General features: G+C 70.9%; 17 protein-coding genes and 3 pseudogenes. 11 read left to right on the forward strand and 9 right to left on the reverse strand.

All coding sequences use genetic code 11. The features are described 5' to 3' along the window. Positions 1 to 154 precede the first annotated feature (154 nt). From betT to EJK16_RS09900, 5 genes are all read left to right on the forward strand, one after another. Complete coding sequence (gene betT, locus EJK16_RS09880; protein ID WP_127128811.1) at positions 155 to 2,398, forward strand: choline BCCT transporter BetT; 2,244 nt, start codon at positions 155 to 157, stop codon at positions 2,396 to 2,398. A gap of 157 nt (positions 2,399 to 2,555) precedes the next feature. After that, on the forward strand, positions 2,556 to 3,179 hold the full coding sequence (locus EJK16_RS09885) for a flavodoxin family protein (RefSeq protein ID WP_127128813.1): 624 nt from the start codon (positions 2,556 to 2,558) through the stop codon (positions 3,177 to 3,179). Between the two features lie 770 nt (positions 3,180 to 3,949). Continuing rightward, the gene (locus EJK16_RS09890) at positions 3,950 to 5,485 is read left to right on the forward strand and encodes a UxaA family hydrolase (RefSeq protein WP_127128815.1); all 1,536 of its coding nucleotides are present in this window, start codon (positions 3,950 to 3,952) and stop codon (positions 5,483 to 5,485) included. Positions 5,486 to 5,893: 408 nt separating this feature from the next. Next, positions 5,894 to 6,697, forward strand: a complete 804-nt coding sequence (locus EJK16_RS09895) for an SDR family NAD(P)-dependent oxidoreductase (protein WP_127128817.1) — start codon at positions 5,894 to 5,896, stop codon at positions 6,695 to 6,697. 201 nt (positions 6,698 to 6,898) lie between these two features. Then, on the forward strand, positions 6,899 to 7,894 hold the full coding sequence (locus EJK16_RS09900; RefSeq protein ID WP_127128819.1) for a hypothetical protein: 996 nt from the start codon (positions 6,899 to 6,901) through the stop codon (positions 7,892 to 7,894). A 168-nt stretch (positions 7,895 to 8,062) separates the two neighbouring features. Here EJK16_RS09900 and EJK16_RS09905 read toward each other — a convergent pair whose 3' ends face one another. Both EJK16_RS09905 and EJK16_RS09910 read right to left on the reverse strand, forming a co-directional pair. Further along, positions 8,063 to 8,341, reverse strand: a complete 279-nt coding sequence (locus tag EJK16_RS09905; RefSeq protein WP_127128821.1) for a hypothetical protein — start codon at positions 8,339 to 8,341, stop codon at positions 8,063 to 8,065. A gap of 103 nt (positions 8,342 to 8,444) precedes the next feature. Further along, positions 8,445 to 8,813: a TetR family transcriptional regulator C-terminal domain-containing protein gene (locus EJK16_RS09910; RefSeq protein ID WP_127128823.1), complete on the reverse strand. Its 369-nt coding sequence runs from the start codon at positions 8,811 to 8,813 to the stop codon at positions 8,445 to 8,447. Positions 8,814 to 8,821: 8 nt separating this feature from the next. Here EJK16_RS09910 and EJK16_RS09915 point away from each other — a divergent pair. From EJK16_RS09915 to EJK16_RS09930, 6 genes and pseudogenes are all read left to right on the forward strand, one after another. Further along, a pseudogene (locus tag EJK16_RS09915) lies at positions 8,822 to 9,430 on the forward strand (aldehyde dehydrogenase family protein); the annotation flags it as partial. A 72-nt stretch (positions 9,431 to 9,502) separates the two neighbouring features. Continuing rightward, positions 9,503 to 9,844: pseudogene (locus EJK16_RS20200) on the forward strand (gamma-glutamyltransferase); the annotation flags it as partial. Between the two features lie 13 nt (positions 9,845 to 9,857). Next, positions 9,858 to 10,016: a hypothetical protein gene (locus tag EJK16_RS20205; RefSeq protein WP_240645967.1), complete on the forward strand. Its 159-nt coding sequence runs from the start codon at positions 9,858 to 9,860 to the stop codon at positions 10,014 to 10,016. Between the two features lie 8 nt (positions 10,017 to 10,024). Continuing rightward, a complete protein-coding gene (locus EJK16_RS20210) occupies positions 10,025 to 10,516 on the forward strand; it encodes an LLM class flavin-dependent oxidoreductase (RefSeq protein WP_240645945.1) in 492 nt (163 codons plus the stop codon). Then, positions 10,506 to 11,861: an amidohydrolase family protein gene (locus tag EJK16_RS09925; protein WP_164737270.1), complete on the forward strand. Its 1,356-nt coding sequence runs from the start codon at positions 10,506 to 10,508 to the stop codon at positions 11,859 to 11,861. The genes EJK16_RS20210 and EJK16_RS09925 overlap by 11 nt, the downstream gene beginning before the upstream one ends. Positions 11,862 to 12,169: 308 nt before the next feature. Further along, a pseudogene (locus EJK16_RS09930) lies at positions 12,170 to 13,209 on the forward strand (integrase core domain-containing protein); the annotation flags it as partial. A gap of 97 nt (positions 13,210 to 13,306) precedes the next feature. On the opposite strand, the gene EJK16_RS09940 reads toward EJK16_RS09930, so the two are convergent. The 7 genes from EJK16_RS09940 to EJK16_RS09970 form a co-directional block, all read right to left on the reverse strand. Further along, positions 13,307 to 15,247 (reverse strand): MFS transporter, encoded by a 1,941-nt coding sequence (locus tag EJK16_RS09940; protein WP_205739695.1) that lies wholly within the window; start codon positions 15,245 to 15,247, stop codon positions 13,307 to 13,309. Between the two features lie 74 nt (positions 15,248 to 15,321). Further along, complete coding sequence (locus tag EJK16_RS09945; RefSeq protein WP_127128833.1) at positions 15,322 to 18,765, reverse strand: pyruvate carboxylase; 3,444 nt, start codon at positions 18,763 to 18,765, stop codon at positions 15,322 to 15,324. Between the two features lie 23 nt (positions 18,766 to 18,788). After that, on the reverse strand, positions 18,789 to 19,268 hold the full coding sequence (gene panD, locus EJK16_RS09950) for an aspartate 1-decarboxylase (RefSeq protein WP_127128835.1): 480 nt from the start codon (positions 19,266 to 19,268) through the stop codon (positions 18,789 to 18,791). A gap of 200 nt (positions 19,269 to 19,468) precedes the next feature. Continuing rightward, positions 19,469 to 20,473: a glucose-6-phosphate dehydrogenase (coenzyme-F420) gene (gene fgd, locus EJK16_RS09955; RefSeq protein ID WP_127128837.1), complete on the reverse strand. Its 1,005-nt coding sequence runs from the start codon at positions 20,471 to 20,473 to the stop codon at positions 19,469 to 19,471. Between the two features lie 81 nt (positions 20,474 to 20,554). Further along, positions 20,555 to 21,337 (reverse strand): cytochrome b/b6 domain-containing protein, encoded by a 783-nt coding sequence (locus tag EJK16_RS20215; protein WP_240645925.1) that lies wholly within the window; start codon positions 21,335 to 21,337, stop codon positions 20,555 to 20,557. An 804-nt stretch (positions 21,338 to 22,141) separates the two neighbouring features. Then, entirely contained in the window at positions 22,142 to 23,128 is a 987-nt protein-coding gene (locus EJK16_RS09965; RefSeq protein ID WP_127128842.1) for an electron transfer flavoprotein subunit alpha/FixB family protein, read from the reverse strand. Positions 23,129 to 23,139: 11 nt separating this feature from the next. After that, positions 23,140 to 23,916: an electron transfer flavoprotein subunit beta/FixA family protein gene (locus tag EJK16_RS09970; protein WP_127128844.1), complete on the reverse strand. Its 777-nt coding sequence runs from the start codon at positions 23,914 to 23,916 to the stop codon at positions 23,140 to 23,142. Positions 23,917 to 23,957: the final 41 nt, after the last annotated feature.

A 23,957-nucleotide genomic window follows, 5' to 3' on the forward strand; every position in this document is an offset into this window, starting at 1 on the left:
GTATGGTGGACAGCGAGCTAGTGTTCCCACGGCGGTGGCACGGCTGGGTGACTGCACCGCCGGACTCGTTCCCCTCATCGCTTCGGTCCTTGCATGACTGCGGCGCGCGCCCGGACGCGCCCCGCGGATCACGTCCCGAGCGAAGGAGAAACGAGTGGCGACATCTGGCCACGAAGTGACACCGAACACCGAAGCGTCCGAGGCGAAGATCGACCGCGGCCGGTTCGGCGCCACGGAGCGACGGAAGCCCCGGATCGATCACGAGAACCGGGCACCGATCTCCAGCGCCGAGCTCAGCAAGGGCCCCACCGAGCTCGCGGAGGACCGCGGCGCGCGCGTCAACTGGCGGGTCTTCATCATCTCGGCCGCCGTGATCGTCGCCTTCTCGCTGTGGGCGCTGCTCGCCCCCACGCAGGCCGCGGACGTGATGCGTGACCTCACCTCCCGCGTCGCGACGAACCTCGGCTGGTTCTACGTCGTGACCGTCGTGCTGGTGATCCTCTTCGTGCTCTGGGTCGCCTTCTCGAAGGAGGGCCGGGTGCGCCTCGGCCCCGACCACTCCCGCCCCCAGTACAAGTTGTTCACCTGGGTGGCCATGCTGTTCGGCGCCGGCGTCGGCATCGACATGCTGTTCTACTCCGTGACCGGCCCGATCGCGCAGTACATGATGCCCCCGACGGGCGACCCGCAGTCGGCCCAGGCCGCCCAGGACGCCGTCGTGTGGACGATGTTCCACTACGGCATCTCCGGCTGGTCGATGTACTCCCTGCTGGGCATGGCGATGGGGTACTTCGCCTACCGGTGGGGCATGCCGCTGTCGATCCGCGCGGCCCTGTACCCGCTGCTCGGCAAGCGCGTGCGCGGCGCCGCCGGCGACGCCATCGACATCTTCGCGCTCATCGGCACCGTCTTCGGGGTCGCGACCTCCATGGGCATCGGCGTCGTCCTCCTGAACGTCGGCTTCTCCTGGCTGTTCGGCCTGCCCGAGGGCCTGGCCCTGCAGATCGCCCTGGTCCTGGTCGCCGTCGTCATGACGGTCGCCGGCTGCCTCTCGGGCGTCGACAAGGGCATCCGCCTGGTCTCCGAGCTGAACATCTGGATCGCGGCCGCGATGATGCTCTACATCCTGGTCACCGGCCAGACCGCGTTCCTGCTCAACGCCCTGGTCACCAACATCGGCCGGTTCATCGGCACCCTGCCGGAGCGCACCCTCGAGACCTTCGCCTACGAGCCCGGCGGCGCCGACTGGATGGGCGGCTGGACGCTGTTCTTCTGGGCGTTCTGGCTGGCCTGGGGCCCGTTCGTCGGCCTGTTCCTGGCCCGCATCTCCCGCGGCCGCACCCTGCGTGAGTTCGTCATCGCCGCCATCACCGCCCCCGTGCTGTGCGACTTCATCATCGTCTCCATCTTCGGCAACTCCGCCCTGTCGGTCGTCATGGACGGCAACACCGAGTTCGCCCAGCTCGCCATCGACCAGCCCGAGCAGGGTTGGTACGCCCTCCTCGAGATGTTCCCCGGTGCGGCGTTCCTGATCGGCCTGGCGACGCTGTCCGGCATGCTCTTCTACCTCACAAGCGCCAACTCCGGCGCGATGGTGATGGCGAACTTCTCCTCCACGATCCCCGATCCCGCCCAGGACGGCGCGAAGTGGCTGCGCATCTTCTGGGCCGTGCTCACCGCCCTGCTGACGATCGCCATGCTCATCGCCGGCGGCGTCACCACCATGGAGTATGCGACGCTGATCTTCGCCTTCCCGGTGACGATCATCGCCTACCTCGTCATGGCCTCGTTCTCCAAGGTGCTCCGCATGGAGCGGGCCGAGCGCGAGGGCCAGGTCATCCGGCGCCGCTCGGCCGCCGCCCACGGCGGCCAGGTGCCGGAGAAGACGTGGAAGCAGCGCCTGGCGCAGCTGCGGTCCTACCCGTCGAAGAAGTCCGTCTCCCAGTTCATGGACCGGACCGTGCACCCGGCGCTCACCGCCGTCGCCGCCGAGTTCCGCGAGCTCGGCAACGAGACCACGCTGTCCACCACCCCGAACGCCGAGACCGGCATCGACGAGCACACGCTGGTCGTCAACATGAACGAGGACCGCGACTTCCACTACCAGGCCGCCGCGGTCGAGGCGCCGGTGCCGCGCATCGGCGGCCGGCCCATGTCGAAGGGCGACGACGTCTACTACAAGGTGGAGGTCTTCACCCAGACCGGCACCGAGGGCTACGACCTCATGGGCCTGACCCAGCAGCAGGTCATCAACGACGTCCTCGACCGGTACGAGGCCCACCTGTCGTTCCTCAGCTACTCCAGCGAGCACGACTACGCCTCGGTCCTGACCCCGGCGGTCGCGGCCACGCCGCCCGTCCCGGCGGTGGCGGACGACGTGGAGCGCATCGAGGACTGAGCTGCTCCGCCGCTGTCCACGTAGGTCCAGGTCAGGGTGGTGGAACGATCTCACCGGCGTCGCGCACCGTGTGGTCGGCGCCCCTGTCGAGGGACGGGCGGGGCCCGGCCATGCGACCGGCAGTGCGCGGTGCCGCACGCCGGCATACCGTGCCGGCATGACCGCAAATGGATCCGGCTCGCTGTCCGCGCTCATGCTCAACTGCACGCTCCATCCCTCCCCCGCCGACTCGAGCACCGAGGTGCTGGGCCAGCAGGTCCTCGACGCCCTCGCCGAGCACGGCGTCTCCGGCTCGCAGGTGCGGGTCGTCGACCACGACGTGCGTCCTGGCGTCGAGCTCGACATGGGTGAGGGCGACGAGTGGCCGGCCATCCGTCAGCGGATCGTGGAGTCCGACATTCTCGTGCTCGCCACCCCCACGTGGATGGGACAGCACTCGAGCGTCGCGCAGCGGGTCTTCGAGCGCCTCGATGCGGAGCTGTCCGAGACCGACGACGAGGGCCGGCTCCTGACGTTCGGCAAGGTGGCGGTCGTGGTGGTCGTCGGCAACGAGGACGGCGCCCACCACATCTCCGCGGTGGCCTTCCAGTGCCTCAACGACGTCGGCTTTACCATCCCGGCGAACGGCGTCACCTACTGGAACGGCGAAGCGATGCACACGGTCGACTACAAGGATCTCGAGGAGACCCCGAAGGAAACCGCCTCTGCGACGGCCACCCTAGCCGGCAACGCCGCCCACCTCGCCCGGGTGCTGCGCCGCGACGGGTATCCGGCGGTCTGACGGCCCGGGATTCTGCCCGTCATCCCGAGCCCCTGGTCGCCGCTCGCCGCCTGCCCACGCGCGCCCCGTCAGGTCAGGATCGCCAGAGGGTTCTCGATCACCGTCTGGAAGGCGCGGAGCCACTGGGCGGCGGGGGCGCCGTCGATGGCGCCGGCCCGACGCCACGGACAAGAACTACATGGTGCTCTCCCTCCTCCCGCGCGGCGCCCTGGCCGACGCGTAAGGCCGGTTGCCCTTCCGGCGCCGGGCAGCGGCCCGCCCGGTTACGCGACGGGCGGGCGCGATCCTCAAGGATCTCGCCGGCCCCGACCTGCGCCCCGGCTGCCTTCCGCATCAGGAGGCGCCATCCGCATCGTCGGGCGCCCGGAACGTCGCCTCATCCCGCAACGACACCGTGCGAGCGCATGCTCGGCAGCAGTGCACTCGAGGTCGCCGCCGTCCGGGCTCGGCTGTACGGGCCACGGCTACGGCGTCCGGGCGGTCGCCATGGCGGGGCCGGCGACCTCACTGACGCTGTACTCCCAGACGCGGTCTGAGCGTTGGAGAATCCGCAGAACCGTCACGTGGGCTACGCCGCCGCTCTGATCGCACCCGACGCACATCGTGCGCGTCGCCTCAACCTCGCCCCGCGTCGGCCGCTTATTGGCAACGCCGGGCAGTACGCGAATGTGCTCGAAGGGCACCTGGGCGGCCACCCTGCCCGTTCTCGCGCACGGTGGAGGTCGCGCGAGGGTCGCCGTGACAGCTGGGCGACCGTTTAGGGTGTGCGCATGACTGGTTTCGTGCCCGACATGGTGTTGCTGCGACCGGACGACGACGTTGCGATCGCCACGCGTGACCTCGCGGCCGGCCGGCGACTGAGCCTGCCCGGAGGTGGCGCGACCGAGGTGGCCACGACGGTCCCGCGCGGTCACAAGATCGCGGTGCGCACGGTCGCGACAGGCGCCCAGGTGCGCAAGTACGGGCAGTCGATCGGCCGCGCCACCGCCGCGATCGCGCTCGGCGAGCACGTCCACACGCACAACCTGGGCATGGACGAGACCGAGCGCGCGCACGAGTTCGGCACCCACCGGGTCCACGTGCCGCCGATCATGGCCGGGCGCACGTTCGAGGGCTACCACCGCGGTGACGGGCGGGTGGGCACGCGCAACTTCATCGGGGTCATCACCTCGGTGAACTGCTCGGCCTCCTCGGCCCGGATGATCGCCGACCAGTTCCGTGGGCCTCGTGCCCTGGACGCCTACCCAAATGTGGACGGCGTGATGGCGTTGACCCACGACTCCGGGTGCGGCCTCGTGCCGGCCTCCGAAGGCGGTCAGGTGCTGCTGCGCACGCTGCGCGGGTACGCCCGCCACCCCAACTTCGGCGGCCTGCTCGTCCTGGGGCTGGGCTGCGAGATGATCCCCGTCACCGCCTTGGTGGAAAATCTCGGCCTCCCCGAGGGCATGGTGGTGGAGACCATGACCATCCAGGACTCCGGAGGCATCCGCGCGACCGTGCGCGCCGCGGTGGAGAAGATCCACGCCATGCTCGAGGTGGTGGACCAGGCCCGCCGCGCGCCCGCCGACGTCTCCCACCTGGTGCTAGGCCTGAACTGCGGCGGCTCGGACGGCTACTCCGGCATCACCGCCAACCCGGCCCTGGGCTATGCCTCCGACCTCCTCGTCGGCGCGGGCGGCACCTCCGTGCTGGCCGAGACCCCGGAGGTCTACGGCGCCGAGCACCTGCTCACCCGCCGGGCGGTCCGGCCCGAGGTGGGCCACAAGCTCCTCGAGCGCATCGACTGGTGGAAGGACTACGCCGCCGCGGGCGGGGGCACGCTGGACAACAACCCCTCCCCCGGCAACAAGGCGGGCGGCCTGACCACCATCCTGGAGAAGTCCCTGGGCGCCGTCGCCAAGGGCGGCACCGCCGAGCTCCGCGCGGTCTACGAGTACGCCGAACCGATCGCCACGCCCGGCTTCGGCTTCATGGACACCCCCGGGTACGACCCCGTCTCGGTCACCGGCCTGGTCGCCGGCGGCGCGACCGTCGTGTGCTTCACCACGGGGCGCGGGTCCGTGCTCGGGTCCAAACCCGCGCCGACCATCAAGCTCGCGACCAACACCGAGATGTACGAGCGCATGCACGAGGACATGGACCTCAACTGTGGACGGATCGTCGACGGCACCGCCACGGTCGAGGAGGTCGGCGAGGAGATCTTCGAGGCGATCGTGGCCGTCGCCTCGGGCCGGAAGAGCGTCAGCGAGGAGCTTGATCTCGGCCAGGACGAGTTCGTCCCCTGGCAGCTCGGCGCCGTCACCTAAGGGTGCTCGCCCAGCTCGGCGCCGTCACCTTAGGGTGCTCGCCCAGCTCGGCACGACCGCTCTAGAGCGCGTTGCGGGCGACCGTGGGAGCGCCGGCCGACTGTGTCGTCGAGCCCGCCTTGCCGCTGCCCGGACAGGCGTCTTCTGGACTCGCAGGGCGGCGCCCTTCGGGTGGAGGTCGCCGCCCAGCGAAGCAAGACCGCCCCCATGAGCTCGCTGGCAGGAGCGGGGTCGTTGCGCGCGGTGGTCTGAGCAGCTCGCCCAGAGCGTCCGTTGGCCGGGCGGCTTGGATCTGGCGGGGCGTTGTGACTCGCATCACGCGCCGACCAGGACTACCGGCTCAGCTTCCCGCCTCCCGCGACGCGTTGACTGGTGGCACACACCGACACCGCGAGAGAGGGTTCGACGATGAGCACCCAGCTGGAGACGCTCCCCACCCTGAGGGAACTGCTGTCGATCGAGGGCAAGACCGCCGTGGTCACCGGCGGCGCCAAGGGCATCGGCGAGGCAATCACCCGGCGGCTTCACGAGGCCGGCGCCAACGTCATGATCGCCGACCTCGACGCGGAGACGGCCTCCAGGCTCGCGTCCGAGCTCGACGGCGGCCGGCCGGGCTCCGCCGTCGCCCAGGCGTGCGACGTCTCCGACTCGAGCCAGGTCCGTGCCGTCATCGAGGCCACGGTCGAGCGCTTCGAGGGCATCGACATCCTTGTCAACAACGCAGGCATCTTCCCGTTCGCGTCGCTCGAGGAGCTGGACGTAGAGCTCCTGGACCGGGTGTACGCCACGAACGTCCGCGGCGTGCACATGTTCACCCAGCTCGTCGCGGCGCACCTCAAGGCGGAGCGGCGGCCGGGCCGCATCGTCAACGTCTGCTCCATCGACTCGCTCCACCCCTCGGGCGCGGGTCTCGCAGCCTACGACGCCTCGAAGCACGCCGTATGGGGGTACACCAAGACGGTCGCGCTCGAGCTGGCGGAGTACGACATCGCGGTGAACGGGGTCGCGCCGGGTGGCATCTCCACCCCGGGGGTCGCCGCGATGGCCGGCTCCAACACCGACGAGATCCGCGCGGCGGGCTCAGGCGTCCCGATGGGGCGCTGGGGCGAGCCTGACGACATCGCGAAGGCGGTGCTCTTCCTCGCCACCGACCTGTCCACGTACATGACGGGGTCCATGGTCGTCGTCGACGGCGGCAAGCTCCTCCAGTAGCTGGACCGGGCGTCTCGCCGCGAGCCCGGCCGCTGCCGGGCTCGCGGCCGTCGTGCGTGTGCGCGGCCCCCCACCCTGTACACCGCGGCCGGCCCCACGATCGCGCGTACGATTCGGAACTCAAGGACTGGATCGTTGGCAAGCTCGCACCAGTGGCCCGCTGACCAGGTGTGACTTTGCCGGGACGCGATGTGTGCAGACATGGCAGGACGAGTCCGGCGCGCGGTCGACCGCACGGGACTCCTCGCGCGTGCCCTGGCGTGCACCATCTGCTTCGGCATCGCCGGGCTCGTCTGGTCCGTCCCGCCGCTTCGTGCTCGCCGGTTGCGCCGGGCCGCGGCGTGCGCGACGTGCGCGTCCCACCAGCGGGTGGGCACCGTCGTGGTCTTCGCACTCGCGGTCCTCCTGGTCGCGGGAGCCGGCGTCCGCGCCCAGGAGGCACTGTCCTCGCAGCTCGTCTGCCACAGCCACGTCACCCGCAACGGACAGATCCAGCCGGAGCCCCGCCTCCCGATCTCGCCACCGACCGCGTGGCGCGTCACCCGCGACGTGCTGGTCGCACCCGTCAGCGGCCTCGGCGTAGTGGCCGGGCGCGCTCTTGGCATGGAGTCGTGCGCGGGTCCGGCGCTGCTGGTCATGTTCTGGCTCCCGCCACGCACCAGCGGCGGCGGTACCACCCTCGGCGACGTGTTCGTGGCGTGGATGCCTCCCAGGGACCCCGTGGGCCCGTTGAACGTCAACGGGTACGGCATCGCCAACGAGCGCGCGTACTTCCGCTACGGCCCGAACTTCACCCAGACCCGGCTGAACGAGGAGGAGGTCGCCCTCCACGAGTGGCGGCACGTGGACCAGTGGGCCGTGGGCTGCCTCCTCGCCGGCCCGTTCGCGTTCCCGGCCGCGTACGTCATCGACGGGGCCCTGTTCCCTTCCTCCCGCAACCACTTCGAGCGCGACGCCGGCTTGTACATCGGCGGGTACCCGCCCGCGGAGGACAACTGGCCGGCGCCACGCTGGCCCGACGTTGGGGTCCTCGCGATCCTCGCGCTGTTCATCCTGCGGCGTCGGCTCCGCTGGCTCACCCGCGTCGCGGCCGGTGGACGCTCACAAGCTCGAGCCCACGCACCACAGCGCTGCCCCGTCCACACCCGTGGCTGGTCGCGTGTCGCCGGCCGCACCACATTGCCGCCGCCGAGCTGATTTCGCCTGCGGGTGCATCGAGGCCGATCGTGTGTCGGCCCCGTCGGTCTTGAACCCGGCTACGCATCGCGGGCGGCTGACGCAGCGCCGGACCATCACGACCATGCCCCGCAGAGCACGACGCCGCCCGCACGGCCAACCTGCACTGGGCGGCGGGCGGGGGTCGGTTCAGGCCGACGGGCTGAGGAGCTTCCGGGCGGAGGCCTTCTCCGCGGCGAGCCGCTCGCGCGTGGCGGTGTGGTCCACCGGCGGGATGTCGGCGTAGCGACGCTCCGACCAGCCCGGGGTCGCGACCACGAGCTCGGCCAGCGCCCTCTGTGCACGCCGGTTCCCCTCCGCCAGGGTCCGGTCCGGCTCGGCGCCCTTCTCGACGGTGGCGGCGATGCGCGCCGCCCGGGCGGCCGCGAGGGCGTCGTCGAAGGCGGCGAGCTGGGCAGGGGTAGGCATGGAGGATCCCTTCGGGAGGTACGAGGCGCCTGGGTACGGTGCCACAGGCGGCTGTGGCTGAGCAAAATGAGGACAGGTCCGGGCACGGTCCTCGTGCAGCCGCCTACCCGCCGCGCTGGGTGCCTGCCTGCACGCGGCGGAGAGAGCTGGCGAGGAGCTCTCCAACCTGCTCGACGGCCTCGCGCACCTCCCCGGCATCCGCCACGGTGAGTTGCTGCAGCACGAGCCCGTCGAGGGCGGCGAACACGGCACGGGCGAGCGGCCGGGCATGGACGTGTCCGCGCCTGCCGAGAGCGTCCTCGAGCGCGGCGATGTATCCCTCGTAGAGGTTGACCGCCTCCTCGCGGAGCTCGGGCCGACGGCGTGACTCGAGGACGAACTCGTACTGGAAGAGCTGGAGATGTGGCTCGCCCGCCACCAGATCGACCAGGGACCGTGCGAAGTCCGCGTCGATCGTCTCGGTGGCCGACAGGTCGCTGAGGCGCGTTCATCAACACCGGCCAGACCTGCGCCGCCCTGAAGCGGCTCTTTGTCCACGAAGATCTCTACGACGACGTCGTCCAGGCGCTGACCGAGGTTGCGCAGGCCATGCCCATGGGCGTGGGTCTGGACGAGAACAACGTGCTGGGCCCCCTGCAGAACCGGGCCCAGTTCGACATCGTCGCCAACCTCGTCCAGGCCGCGAAGGACGCCGGCGCCCGCATCGTCCTCGGCGGAAACCCGGCGGAGAGCCAGCCCGGCTACTTCTACCCGACCACCCTGGTCGCCGACATCGACAACGACAACCCGCTCGTGACCCAGGAGCAGTTCGGTCCCGCCCTGCCGATCGTCAGGTACACCACCATCGACGAGGCGGTCGAGATGGCAAACGCCCTCGAGGTGGGTCTGGGCGCCTCGGTGTGGTCCACGGACGTCGCCAAGGCCCGGAAGGTCGCCGCCCGCATCCAGGCCGGCACCGTCTGGATCAACAAGCACGGCGCCGTCGACCCGCGCGTCCCCTTCGGCGGTGTCAAGCAGTCCGGCTACGGGCTCGAGTTCGGCGTCGAGGGACTCAAGCACCTCGGCGCCCCACACGTCATCAGCTACTGAATGGCGATGCCAGGAGTCACCCGGAAGCGGTGACAGAAGCTCCGCCACGAGGCGAAGAAGCCACCCCAGAGCGTGCGTCGGTGCGCTGGTGCTTCTCGGCGCCGACGCGCGCGGTGGCCTCGGCTTCGACCCGCAGTTGCAGCGGCGAGCCGAGCAACCGGTGGATCATGTTGCGCTCGTCTGTGTCGCGACGGCCACGTCGAGGCCCTCGACGCCGCCGGGCCGGCGCCCGCCCGGATCGATGACGACAGCCCCGCCGTGCGCGGGCCGCGGTCGGTCACCGTCCCGGGCGCGGTGGCCGGATGGGCGGAGCTCAACGAACGCTACGGTCGACTCAGCCTCGGCGAGTGCCTGGTCGATGCCATCGAGGTGGCGGAGCGGGGCTTCGCCGTCGCCGCGATCACTGCGCAGCTGTGGGCGGCTACCGATGCCCCCGCCGAGTTCCCGGTCCCGGCTCTCGGGGACCGACGGCGTCGTCTACCCCTCCCGCGCCGACGGGGTGCTGGACTTCGAGCCCGTACGCCGCGACCTCCCCGTCTACGCCGGTGCCATCAACCGCAAGATGCTCGCCCTGTCCGGGCGCTGACCGACGGTGTGGAGTACGGCGCCATCACGAGCCCCGGATATGCCCGATGGGCGTGGGGGGAGATCAGCGCCGGCGCGCGCGCCGCGGGCCGCGACCCCGGCGGCGTGGACATCGTCTCCCCCGTGCTCATCAGTGTCGACCACGACCGCCGCAGGGCGCGCGACGCGGTGCGCCGGGTGGTCGCGTACTACCTGTGGCGAGTCGAGGCCGTCGTCGTCGAGCACTCGGGCGCCGACCCGGACCAGGTTGAGGCGGTCCGCGCCGTCGTGGCGTCCGACGGCCCCGACGCCGGCGCCGCCGCGGTCACCGACGACCTCATCGACGTCTTCGCCGCGACCGGCGAGCCCGACGAGGTGGGCGAGCGGCTCCAGGCATGGGTGGATGCGGGGATCCGCGGGATCCTCGGGTGGCACGTGCTCGGCCCGGACCCCGTCGCCGGCCTCGCGTTGTTCGCCGAACAGGTCGTCCCCGAGCTGCTGGGGTCGGCACGTGAGCGATGACCTCTGGCACCAACCGGCGCTGGGGGCGCGGGTCGGCCTGCTCCACCGCGCCCGGCTCGGTGACGGCCGGCTCGTCGACATCACCCTCGACGACGGCGTGATCGTCCGCGTCGCGCCCACGCGTGACACCGGGCCCACGGGACCGACCGGCAACCTCCGCTCCGAGGCTGGCGCCGCCCAGCCAGCTGCCGCGGCGATGTCGGTGGACCTCGCCGGGCGCCTGCTGCTGCCGGCCTTGGTCGAGCCCCACGCGCATCTCGACAAGGCGCTGCTCACCCTTCCCGGGACGGGCCCCGGACTGATGGCGGCCGTGCGAGCCTGGATCGAGCACTACCCCGAGCGCACGGTCGAGGAGATCAGTGCCCGCGCGGTGCGGGCGGCCGGCGAGTACGTCCGGCACGGCGTCGGCACGCTGCGCACGCACGCCGACGCCGGCCCGGCGATCGGGACCCGCGCCGTCGGGGCGCTGGCGGGCATTCGTGACACGCTGCGGGACGTCGTCGCAGTGCAGGTGGTCGCCCTCACCGGCGTCCCCCTCACCGGGGCTGCGGGCGCCCCCGCGCGCGCCGCCGCCGCGGCGGCCCTCGATGCCGGGGCTGACCTGCTCGGCGGCGCACCCTGGCTGGATCCGGACCCCCGCGGGGCGCTGGAGTTCCTCGTCGGCCTCGCCGCGGACCGCGGGGTCGGGCTGGACGTACACCTGGACGAGACGACCAACCCGGCGGTCCAGAACCTCCCCGGCCTGCTCACGGCGGTTCGCGGCTTCCCGGGTGCCGTCACCGCCTCGCACGCCGTCTCCCTCGGCAGCGCCGAGCCTCACCGCCAGGAGGAGATCGCGGCGCAGCTCGCCGAGGCCGGCATCGGCGTCGTCACCCTGCCGCGGACGAATTTGTGGCTGCAGGAGCGCGAGGTGCCCACCGGCCCCCGGCGGGGTCTGACAGCGGTGCGCGCCCTCCTCGACGCCGGCGTCGCCGTGGCCGCGGGGACCGACAACCTGCGTGACGCCTTCAACCCTTACGGACCGGCCGACCCCCTCGACGTGGCCCGCCTGCTCGCGACGGTCGCGGACGTCGACCGCTCGGAGGCCCTCGCGCTCGTCACGACCTCGGCAGCTCGGGTGGTCGGTGCGGCGACCGACCGTCGGGCCTGCGGAGGAGACATCACGCCAGGCAGCCCCGCCGATCTCGTCGTGGTGGGCGCCCACGACGCCGGCGAGGCCCTCGCCCGGGTCCCGGCTGACCGGCTGGTGCTGCACGGCGGCCGCGTGGTCGCCCGACGGGCGCTGCTCGAGGAGGATGCCGTGACCGCAGAGCGACCCGGCCGCCTCCCGAGACCATCGTTGTAGGGGCGCGATCACACGTCGGCGGCGGCCCTATCCATCTCCCGCCGGAACCGGAGCCAGGCCGGGCTAGCAGGTGACCTCTTGGCTGCAACAACGCCCACTGGGTGCGAGTCTCGCCCGATTGTCCCGGACGAGGCCCTGACCTGCGGCTCACTCACAAATCTGTCGGGCTGACAGATTTAAGCGTGCGACCCCTTGACCCCCAGCTGAAGGCGCCCCATCCGCACCTGTTCGCCCTGATACGTCCGTGCAGGTCACTGAAGCGCCCCAGGTTTGATGCCGCTCCTGTTTGAGTCCAGGAGGATGGCAGCATGCCGAAGATGATCGATCCCGAGGTGAAGGCTCGGGCGGTGCGTCTGGTGATGGAACACCGAGCGGAGTACCCCACGATGACGGCCGCGGTACTGGCGGTGTCGAAGCAGGTCGGGGTCGGGAAGGAGAGCCTGCGACGCTGGGTCGCGCAGGCCGAGGTCGACGCGGGCGAACGCCCCGGGGTGACCACGGAGGAGAACGAGGAGATCAAGCGGCTGAAGGCCGAGAACTGGCGGCTGCGTGAGGACGTGGCGATCTTGAAGGCCGCGACGTCTTTCTTCGCGGGGGGCTCGACCCCCGCAACGATGATCCTGGCGTTCGTCGACGAACAGCGCGCCCAGGGACACGCGGTCGAGTCGATCTGCCGGGTCCTGCGCGAGCAGGGCCTGCAGATCGCCGCACGCGCCTACCGGTCCTGGACGGCCCCGCAGCGAATAGTCGCGGCCCGCACGCTCACCGACGCGGTCGTCCTGGACGCGGTCCGCGACGCCGCGTGGACCATCAACGCCGCCGCGGTGCGGGTGATGACCCCCGAAGGGCTCTACGGCCGGCGGAAAATGACGGCCCTGATCCGCCGCACCACCGTGCCGGATGCCTCGGCTTGGGCGGTGGACCGCGCCATGCGGGCCCTGGCGTGGAGGGCGTGCGGCGCGGCAAGGCCGCCCGGACCACCGTGCCGGGCAAGGACGGCAAGCGGATGACCCCGCTGCGGATGGCGATCTGGCAGCGCGACCACGAGGGCCACCCCGTCCAGGGCCGCGGGCTGATCCACCACTCCGACGCCGGGTCGCAGGGCGGATTCAACCGGTGGAAGCAACACCTCGATCCGGTTCACCGAGCACCTCGAGCTCGAGGGCATCCAGCCCTCGATCGGGTCGGTCGGCGACGCCTACGACAACGCCCTGATGGAGACGATCAACGGGCTGTACAAGACCCAGTGCATCCGCACCACGATCTTCCACCCCGGGCCGTTCAAGACGCTCGCCGACGTCGAGTCGCCACCGCCGGCTGGGTCGACTGGTACAACCAGCGCCGACTCGCATGGGTGAGACGCCATGGTGACAGTTCGCAGGCGGGCATTCCCGCCGAACCGCGGTCCCCGGCCGTTCGACGTCGAGCGCCCGTCCCGGGGTCTGTCACCGGACAACCTCCTGTCGTGCCTCCTCGTCCGAGGACTCGGCCCCACGTTCCTCCACCACGAGATCGATGGTGAGAGCGCCACTCCAGACGGTGACCGCACGCGCTGACGTCGCCCCGTTCGGAAGGAGCGCCGTGAGCACGTACTGACCGTTGACGGGAAGCAGGAACTCGTAGCGGCCGGAGGCGTCCGTCCATGCGCGGTCGACGACGTCGCCACCCTGCCTGGTCAGCACGACCACGGCTCCGGCCACCGAGCCGGCAGCGTCGTGGGCTGTCCCCGACAGGGTGAGGAGATCGACGAGCACTGTCGAACCGGTGTCGCCATCCCCCGAAACCTCCACCGTCCGTGACTGCGGGTGCCAGCCGTCGGCCGCAGCCACCATGACGTAACGGCCGAGGCGCGGCACGGCGACCGTGAACTCACCATCCGGGTCGACAGTGCCCCAGTCCACCTGCTGCCCAGTCGGGGTGAGGAACGTGACGACGGCATGACCGACCGGGGCGCCCCCCGCGCTCATGACCCGTCCGTGGACCAGGACGTCCCCCAGGTGACCGACCGACTCCCGGGAGTGCTCGGCGTAGTCGCGCATCCCGAACATGGGCAGCGCCAGCATCGCGACGACCAGCGCAGCCGCCGACGACGCCCAGAAGACCAGCATCAACGAGTGTGCGCTGGGGAACACCTGGTCTCCGACCCGCACGACCCCCATAGCGGTGACGGCCGCGACGGCCGCGCTGGCCGCCGACGTACCCACCGACCGCAAGAGCGTGTTGAGTCCGTTCGCCGAGGCAGTCTCTGTCACTGGCACCGCCCGCATGACAAGGGTCGGCATCGCCGCGTAGACCAGAGCAGTGCCGGCACTGACCACGACCGAGCCCGTGACGACCTGCCACAGGTCCGTGCTGAGGAATACGCGTGCGACATAGGAGAAAGCCATCACGAGTGCACCGACCAGGAGAGTGGTCTGCGCACCCCAGCGCCGAGTCACGGCTGCCGAGACCGGCGCCATCGCTCCGAACGCCAGTGCCGTCGGCGCCATCCACAGCCCTGTCCGCAACATGTCGAGTCCGAGTCCGAGTCCGGTGCCGGAGCTCGTGGGCAGCTGGAGCAGCTGGGTGGTGATGAGCATGTTGGTGAACATCGCGAACCCGGCGAGCACCGCCGCCACGTTGACGAACAGCACGGCGGGACGGGCCGTAACCCGGACATCGATCAACGGGTTGCGGACGCGGGTTTCCAGCGGGACGAACACGACGAGCAGCAGGACACCCGTCCCGCCGAGGAGCAGCGTGAGCGGCGAGGACCATCCCCACTGCCCGCCCTTCGAGAGCGCGAGCAGCCCAGCCGTCAGTGCAGCCGAGAGCACGATGGCGCCGCCGTAGTCGAAGGACCCGCCGGTGCGCACCGGCGACTCTGAGAGCACGCGAAGCGCTACGACGAGCATCACCGCCCCCACTGCTCCGGTGAGCCAGAAGATCGCGTGCCAATCCAGGTACTCAGCGATCAGCCCCGACACGGGCAGCCCGACGCCCGCACCGATCGCCAGCGTGGCACTCATGAGAGCGACGCCGAGCGGTACCCGGTGACGCGGTAGCTCATCACGCATGATCGCGATGCCGACCGGCACCAACGCCATCCCCACACCCTGGAGCACGCGGGCGACGAGGGTCCAGGCCAGGGTGCCGCTGACCGACCCAAGCAGCGACCCGAGGACCGTGATGCCGAGCGTGATGACAAGCATCCGCTTCTTGCCGAACATGTCGGCGAGCCGCGAGATGGATGCAGTCGCCAGGGCTCCGCTGAGCAGGGTCGCCGTTACCAGCCACGAGGCGTTCTCAGCGGTGGTGCCGAGGAGTGCCGGGAAGTCCGGCAGCATGGGGAGAACGAGGGTCTGCTGGAGCGAGACCACCGTGCCGCACAACGACAGCGCGAGCATGACGTGGACACTCCGACGGTCCGTCGTGTCGCGCCTACTGGACGCTGCTCGGATCTTCATGTCCTCCCCACCAACTACAGAGCAACGCTCGCCTGGGCCGGACTTGTGGTGGCCGGAACGGCCTCGATGACGCAGAGAAGGTCACCGCCCTCGGCGTCCTGCCCGGGAACCAGGACGACCCGGCCCACGGTGCCGGCAACTGGCGCTGTGATCGCGGCCTCCATCTTCATCGCCTCTATCGTGGCGACCTGTTGGCCCTTCTCCACCCGGTCGCCGGCGGCGACCCGGACCGTCACGGCACCGGAGTACGGCGCGGCGACGTGACCGGGCACCTCGGGGTCGGCCTTCTCCCGCGTGTCGACGACGGCCTCGACGGAGCGGTCGCGGACGTAGACGGGGCGAAGGTGGCCATGCAGAGTCGTCATGACCGTCCGCATGCCCTTCTCGTCCGGCTCACCCACGGCCTCCAGCCCGATGTGCAGCTGGACGCCACGGTCCATCTCGACCACATGCTCGGTGCCCGACTGCAGCCCGTAGAGGTAGTCGAGCGTGTCGATGACCGAGACGTCGCCGTAGCGTTCCCGCGCCTGGGCGAAGTCTTTTGCCGGGCCGGGGAAGAGGAGTCGGTTGAGGGCGTCACGGCGCGGCCGGCCCGGTTCGGCGAGCGCGGCGGCGTCGTCTGGCTCGAGAGGCTGTTCGGACAGGTCGGGCTCGCGGCCGGCGAGCACCTTCGTGCGGAAAGGCTCCGGCCAGCCACCGGGCAGCTCACCCAGCTCGCCCGCCATGAACCGGATGACCGAGTCGGGCACCTCGTAGGCGCCAGGGTCCGCGGCGAAGTCGGCGGCGTCGACCTTCCGGGCGGCGAGCTGGAGGGCGAGGTCGCCAACGACCTTGGACGACGGCGTGACCTTGGGGATGCGGCCGAGGATGGCGTCGGCGGCGGCGTACATCTCCTCGATCCGCTCGAACTCGTCGGCCAGGCCCAGGGCGATCGCCTGCTGGCGCAGGTTGGACAGCTGACCGCCAGGAATCTCGTGGGCGTACACCCGCCCGGTGGGGGCGGGAAGGCCGCTCTCGAAAGGGCGGTAGACCTGGCGGACCGCTTCCCAATAGGGCTCGAGGTCCGCGACTGCGTGGAGCGACAGCCCCGTGTCGCGTTCGGTATGGGCGAGCGCAGCGACGAGCGCAGACATGGCTGGCTGGCTCGTCGTCCCAGCCAGGGCTGCGGAGGCGGCGTCGACGGCGTCGGCCCCGGCGTTCGCCGCAGCGAGCAAGGTGGCGAGCTGGCCGCCGGCGGTGTCGTGGGTGTGAACGTGGAGGGGCAGGTCGAAGCGCTCTCGCAGAGCGGTGACGAGCGTCGTTGCGGCCGCCGGGCGGAGCAGGCCGGCCATGTCCTTGACGGCCAGGACGTGGGCGCCGGCGTCGACGATCTGCTCGGCGAGACGCAGGTAGTAGTCGAGGGTGTAGAGGTCCTCGGCAGGGTTGGTGAGGTCGCCGGTGTAGCACAGGGCGACCTCCGCGACAGTGGTACCGGTGGCGAGCACGGCGTCGATCGCCGGTCGCATCTGGGACACGTCGTTGAGGGCGTCGAAGATCCGGAAGATGTCGATGCCGGTGGCGGCGGCCTCGGCGACGAAAGCCTCGGTGACGACCGTCGGGTACGGGGTGTAGCCGACCGTGTTGCGGCCGCGCAGGAGCATCTGCAGGGCGAGGTTCGGCATCGCCTCGCGGAGCACGGCCAGCCGGTCCCACGGGTCCTCGCCGAGGAAGCGCAGCGCGACGTCGTAGGTCGCCCCGCCCCACGCCTCGACCGACAGCAGCTGGGGAGTGAGCCGGGACACGTGCGGTGCGACGGCGGCCAAGTCCTTGCTGCGGACGCGGGTGGCGAGGAGGGACTGGTGCGCGTCACGGAAGGTGGTGTCGGTGACGGCGAGCCCCGGCTGCTCGCGCAGCGCGCGGGCGAAGCCGGCGGGGCCGAGCTCCGTGAGCAGCTGCCGGGAGCCGGCGCGAGGCTCGGCGCGAAGGTCGGTGGTCGGCAGCTTGGCCGTGGGGTCCACGACCCGGGGACGGGGACCGTGGGGCTTGTTGACGGTGACCTCGGCCAACCAGGTGAGTAGGCGGGTGGCCCGGTCCTGCGGCTTGTGGGAGGTCAGGAGGTCGGGGCGTTCCTCGATGAACCGGGTGCTCACGTCCCCGGCGAGTATGTCGGGGGTGTCGAGCACCGCCTGGAGGAAGGGGATGTTCGTCGCGACACCGCGGATGCGAAACTCCGCGAGCGCCCGCCGCGCCCGGCCCACGGCCTGGTGAAGGTCGGGCGCGCGGCAGGTGAGCTTGGTGAGCATCGAGTCGAAGTACGGGCTCACCTGGGTTCCGGTGTGCACCGTGCCGCCGTCGATGCGGATGCCCGCCCCGCCCGGGGAGCGGTAGGTCGTGATCCGGCCGGTGTCGGGGCGGAAGTCCGCGGCGGGGTCCTCCGTGGTGATCCGGCACTGCAGGGCAGCGCCATGCAGGCGGATCGTCTCCTGCCGCAGGCCGATCTCGGCGAGAGACTCCCCCGCAGCGACCCGCAGCTGCGCCTGGACCAGGTCGACACCGGTGACCTCCTCGGTGACTGTGTGCTCGACCTGGATCCGCGGGTTCATCTCGATGAAGAAGTGCTTGCCGGCGCGCGACCCTTCGGTCTCGACGAGGAATTCGACCGTCCCGGCATTGACGTAACCGACGGCACGGGCGAAGGCGACGGCGTCTGCGTGCAGCCGTTCGCGCACGTCGTCGGGCAGGTTCGGTGCCGGCGCGACCTCGATGACCTTCTGGTGACGGCGCTGGACGGAACAGTCTCGGGTGAAGAGGTGGACGACGTCACCGTAGGCGTCGGCGAGGACCTGCACCTCGATGTGCCGGGGCCGTTGGACGGCCTCCTCGAGGAACATGGTGGGGTCGCCGAACGCGGCACCGGCCTCACGCATGGCCGCGTCCAGCGCCTCGCGCAGCTCGTCGACGTTCTCGATCCGTCGCATCCCGCGTCCACCGCCGCCGGCGACGGCCTTAGCGAAGACCGGGAAGGTGAGGTCATCAGCCGCCGAGAGCAGCTCGTCGAGGTCGGCGGAGGCGGGAGTGGAGCGCAGCACCGGTAGCCCCGCACCGACTGCCTGCTCCTTGGCGAGCACCTTGTGGCCGGTGCGCTCGAGGACCTCGGCCGAGGGTCCGACGAATGTGAGCCCGGCGGCGGCCACGGCGCGGGGCAGCGCGGGGTTCTCCGACAGGAAGCCGTAGCCCGGGTAGATCGCCTCGGCACCGGCATCGGCAGCGACGCGGACGATCTCGTGGACGTCGAGGTACGCGGCCACCGGCTGACCGCGGGTACCGATCTCGAAGGCCTGGTCGGCCTTCTGCCGATGCATCGAACCTCGGTCCTCGAAGGGGTAGACGGCCACCGTCTGCGCACCGAGCTCGACGGCGGCGCGGAACGCGCGGATCGCGATCTCGCCACGGTTGGCGACCAGGATCTTGCGGAACATCGGGACTCCTCCCCGGCCGCTGGTCAGCGACCAGCCGACATGCCGGCACGCGCGTCCTCGAACGGCACACCGCTGGACTGCACCGGGAACGGCAGCGCGTCCCCAGTGTCCGGAACCTGACCGGGTTCGCTCCCCACCTCCAGCACCCGGTTCGCGGCGTCGACGAGGACGACGGACGGCGTGTAGCTGTGCGCGTCGGCGTCACTGAGCATTCCGTACGCGATGACGATGACGACGTCGCCGGAACGGATGTGGTGCGCAGCCGCGCCGTTGATCTTCACCTCGCCCTGGCCCCGCTCCCCCGGGATGGCGTAGGTGGTGAGCCGAGCGCCGTTGGTGATGTCTACGACGTCGACCTGCTGGCCCGGCAGCAGGTTCGCGGCGTCGAGCAGGTCGGCGTCGACGGTGACGGAGCCGACGTAGTGGAGGTCGGCCGCCGTCACGGTGGCGCGGTGGATCTTGCCGATGAGCATGGGGCGCTGGAGCGAGCTGGGCGTGGGCATCGTCGCTAGCCCTCCTGTGTGTAGGTCGTATACAGCTAGGCCGTACTCTCGTCGTTCTACTCGTCCACAAGGCGGTCTGTGCATACAAACGCCTGGCGGTCGTGCAGTGGTCTACCCCTCGGCGGCGCACCTCACCGGCGCGTTCGCCCGGGACGGCTCTGTGCGGTCACGCCCCCGTCCGCAGCGCCGAGCAGCCGCCCTCACGCAGCATCGATGTTGCGCAGGCGGGGGAGCACCTCCTCCCCGTAGAGCTCGATGAAGCGTGCCTGGTCGGGACCCGGGGCGTGGAACACGAGGTGCCGAAAGCCCAGGTCGACGTACCGACGGATCTGCTCGACGTGCTCGTCGGCATCATCCGAGACGATCCAGCGCGACGCTGCGCGCTCGATGGGCAGGGCATCGGAGAGCCGCTGCATCTCGATCGGGTCCTCTACCCCCGTCTTCTCCTCGGGGGAGAGGGCGAGGGCCGCCCAGTGGCGGGTGTCCCCCAGCGCTCTGCGACGGTCTGGGTCGAAGGACACCTTGACTTCCATGAGCATGTCCAGGTCGCTAAGGGATCGTCCGGCACGTGCCGCACCCTCCCGCAGCGCGGGCAGGAGCTTGTCGCTGTAGAGCTCCGGCGCCTTGCCCGATGTCGTGATGAACCCGTCTCCCTCGCTCCCCGCGAAGCGGGTGGCGATCGGTCCTGAGGCACCGATGTAGATGGGGACGGGGCGGTCCGGTCGGTCGTAGATCGTCGCCTTGTCGGTCCGGAAGTAGTCGCCCTCGAAGGTCACGCGCTCCCCCGCCCACAGCTCACGGATGAGGCTGACCGCCTCACGGAGGCGCGCTAGTCGCTCCTTGCCGGCGGGCCAGTCGATCCCGAGGGCGGCCTCGTTGAGGGACTCGCCGCTCCCCACGCCGAGGATGACGCGTCCGGGGTACATGCACCCAAGGGTGGCGAACGCCTGGGCGATGACGGCCGGGTGGTAGCGGAAGGTGGGCGTGAGCACCGAGGTCCCCAGCACGATCCGCTCGGTCCGTGCACCGACCGCCCCGAGCCACGGCAGGGCGGCCGGTGCATGTCCGCCGTCGTGTCGCCAGGGCTGGAAGTGGTCGGAGATGAAGGCGGACTCGAACCCGGCCTGCTCCGCCAGCACGACGTAGTCGGCCAGCTCGGACGGTCCGAACTGCTCCGACGACGCCTTGTAACCGATCCTCACCATCTCGTCCTCACTGTCTCTCGCGTCATGACGCACCCGAGTCCGACGTCCTCGTCTGCTGACCGGTGGATTGCCGGCCGGTGCTCAGCGCGCGCTCACCTTGCCGAACAGCCTCGCGACCGGGGCCAGGACGAGCGGCCTCGCGGCCACCAGCGCAGCCACGACGAGAACCATCGACCCGAGGAAGATCCAGAACCCGGTCCAGTTCGTCGCGTCCTGGGTGGCGTACATGTGGTTGAGGTTCCGCAGGGCTCCGGTCGCGAAGACCATGGCGACGTGGCCGATGATGAAGGCGACGAAGTAGAGCATCACCGGGAAGTGGACGGCTCGCGCCCACTCCACGCGGTACAGCGCGTTGAGCTTCCGGGCGTTCTTGGGCCAGATGCCGGACATCCGCACCCCACTCATCGCGGCCAACGGCGCCGCGATGAAGACGGTGGTGAAGTAGGCCAGCTGCTGCAGCCCGTTGTAGTTCACCCAGCCGCTCTCCGTCGGCCATGAGAGCGAGAGGTACTGCAGTCCCGCTGACACCGCGTTGGGGAACACCTCCCACCTGGTGGGCACGATGCGCATCCACTGGCCGGTCGCGAACAGCAGCACGACGAAGACGACGCCGTTGACCAGCCAGAGGATGTCGAGCGACTGGTGGAACCACAGCTGCAGACTGATCTTGCCCCTGCTGTTCCAGCGTGGGGTCCAGTACGCCGCCGGGCGCTGCTCGCGGCGGACCCCCAGACCGCTGCGGATGATCAGCACGATGAGGAACATGTTGAAGAAGTGCTGCCACCCGAGCCACCCCGGGAAACCCACGGGTGCGGCCTCCGGGAGCTCATAGGCGCCCGGGTACCTCGTGAGGAAGTCGGCCACGGCATCGAGACTGACCAACCAGCGGCCGAGCAGGACCGCCAAGGTCGCGACGACCGCCAGCCCGACGACGGTGACGACCGCTGCGGCACCCCACTGCGGTGCCGTGTACGGGCCGTAACGCCGACGTTCGGCGCCGCTCGCAGGCGGACGTATGGCGGGCGTGCTGCTCGTCGACGGGGCCGCGCCGGACTGCTGCGCGAGACCCGACCGGCGACCGGGCTCCCTCGTCGACGGCGGCTCGGCGGGAGCCTGGACCGCCTCAGCGCGAGCCGGGGCGGCGGGCGCTGCACCGGGTCGCGGGAGACCTGCGCGGCGTCCCGAGACCGGTGCGGCCGCCGTCGTCTCGTCGGGAGCCGCTGAAGCGGAGACAGGCGGAACCGGCTGCGTCGAGCGTGGTAGCCCCTGGCGACGTCCGGCAGCTGGTGGCCCATCCGTCGACGTGACCGCGGCACCGGCAGCGACCGCGGTCGCCGGTGCCGCCGTCGGGGACGCAGGCGCCCCGGCTGCCGCCGGCGCGGTGGAGGCCTGCGACCCGTTGCCCTCACCGGGCCGTCGGGGCAGCCCGCTGCGGGTCCGGGTCGGGCCGGGCGGCGGGGCGCTCGACGGATCAGGAGCACCGCCCGCCGCGGCGGCCGGTGCAGCGGAGTGCGCGGTCGGTCCAACCGTGACGGCGTCCGCGGTCGGTTCAACCGTCGCGGCGTGCCCGCCGTCGGGCGCCGTCGCGGGACCGGTGGCCGCAGGCCAGGCCGCACCCCCCGTGCGGCGCGGCAACCCTTGGCGGGTTCGCGATTGTGTCGCCATCGGTCAGTCCTTCCGTGCCCGCAGCGACTCGATGAGCTGAGGAACGACGGTGAACACGTCGCCGACAACACCGAAGTCCGCGATCTGGAAGATGGGAGCGTCCGCGTCCTTGTTCACGGCGATGATCGACTTCGCCGTCTGCATGCCCGCCCGGTGCTGGATCGCACCCGAGATCCCGAGTGCCACGTAGAGCTGGGGGGCGACGGCGACCCCCGTCTGGCCCACCTGGTGCGCATGCGGGATGTAGCCCGCGTCGACGGCAGCGCGAGACGCTCCCACGGCCGCTCCGAGCTCATCGGCGAGCTCCTCGACCAGCGAGAACTGCTCCTTCGAGCCGAGACCGCGGCCACCCGAGACGACCTTCTTCGCCCCGCGGAGCTCGGGCCGGCTAGACACGGCCTTGACCTCGTCGAAGCTCTCGACCCGGGCCGCCCTGCGAGCCGAAGGAGCGACGTCGAGCTGCTCGACCACGAGCGGGCGGGCTTCCGCCCGCGCATCGACGGCCCCCTGGCGGATGGTGACGACAAAGGTCCCCGAGGTCACCGCTGAGTCGACGTTGTACGCGCCACCGAAGACCGAGTGGTGTGCGACGATCCCCTCCTCGTCCCGAGAGACACCGACTGCGTCAACAGCGATGCCGAGCCCGCGGCGTGCAGCCACCGCGCCGGCAACGTCTCGGCCGTCGACGGAGTTCGAGATAAGGACGGCGTCCGGCTGGACGACGTCGATCGCGGCGGACAGGGCGTCGGTCACGGGGCGTCCGAGCAGCGACGTCGCGTCGACGCTCTCGTGGACGAGCACCCGGACCGCACCGAGGTCCGCCGCAGCCTGGGCGGCCCGCTCGTGGGATCCGGGCGGGGTAACGACCACGGCGACAGGGGCGCCGATGCCGGCGGCCGCCCCAAGGAGGCCAGCGGCGCTCTTGGCCAGCCCGAGATCGGGCGTGACCTCCACCAGCACGAGGACAGGGGCCTGCTGTGCGTTCGTCATGGGTCTACCCCTCAGGCGAGACGGTTGGCGACGAGGAACTCCGCGAGCTGCGAACCCGCGTCGCCTTCGTCGACGATTTTGACGCCGGCCCCTCGCGGTGGCCGCTCTGACAGGGCGATGACGATGGAGCGGCCAGTGCCCGCGGCTTCGGGGGCGATGCCCAGGTCGGCCGGCGTGAGCATCTCGTAAGGCTTCTTCTTCGCCCCCATGATGCCCTTGAAGTTCGGGAAGCGGGCGTCGGGCAGCGCCTCGGTGATAGAGACCACCGCGGGGAGCTTGGCCGACACCTGGGCGACGCCGTTCTCCGTGACGCGAGCTCCACGCACCTCGTCCGGGGTGATCTCGACGGTCGACAGGGCGGTGACATGAGGAACTCCGAGCCGCTCGGCGACCATCGCCGGCACGGCCGACCCTGACCCGTCCGTCGACAGGTTGCCGGCGATCACCAGGTCGAACCCGATCCGCTCCAGTGCCGCTGCCAGCACCTCGGACGTCAGTCCGAGGTCGGCTCCGAGCAGTGACTCGTCGGCGATGTGCACCGCGGAGCTGGCACCCATGGCGAGTCCCTTACGGATCGTCGTGACCGCCGACTCCGGACCCATCGTGAGGAGGACGACGTCGACATCCCCCGACGAGTCGGCCGTCGAGAGCGCGACCTCGAGGGCCCGCTCGCAGATCTCGTCGAGCACGGCCTCACTTGCGGCCCGGTTGGCGAGTCCGGTCTCCAGGTCGAGCTTGCGGTCACCGTAGGTGTCCGGCACTTCCTTCACGAGGACGACAATCTTCATCTTTCGTTCCTTCCAGTCGAGCACAGTCCGGTCTGCGGCCT

It is taken from the genome of Georgenia sp. SYP-B2076 (assembly GCF_003991205.1).
In the GTDB taxonomy this organism is placed as follows: Bacteria; Actinomycetota; Actinomycetes; order Actinomycetales; family Actinomycetaceae; genus Georgenia.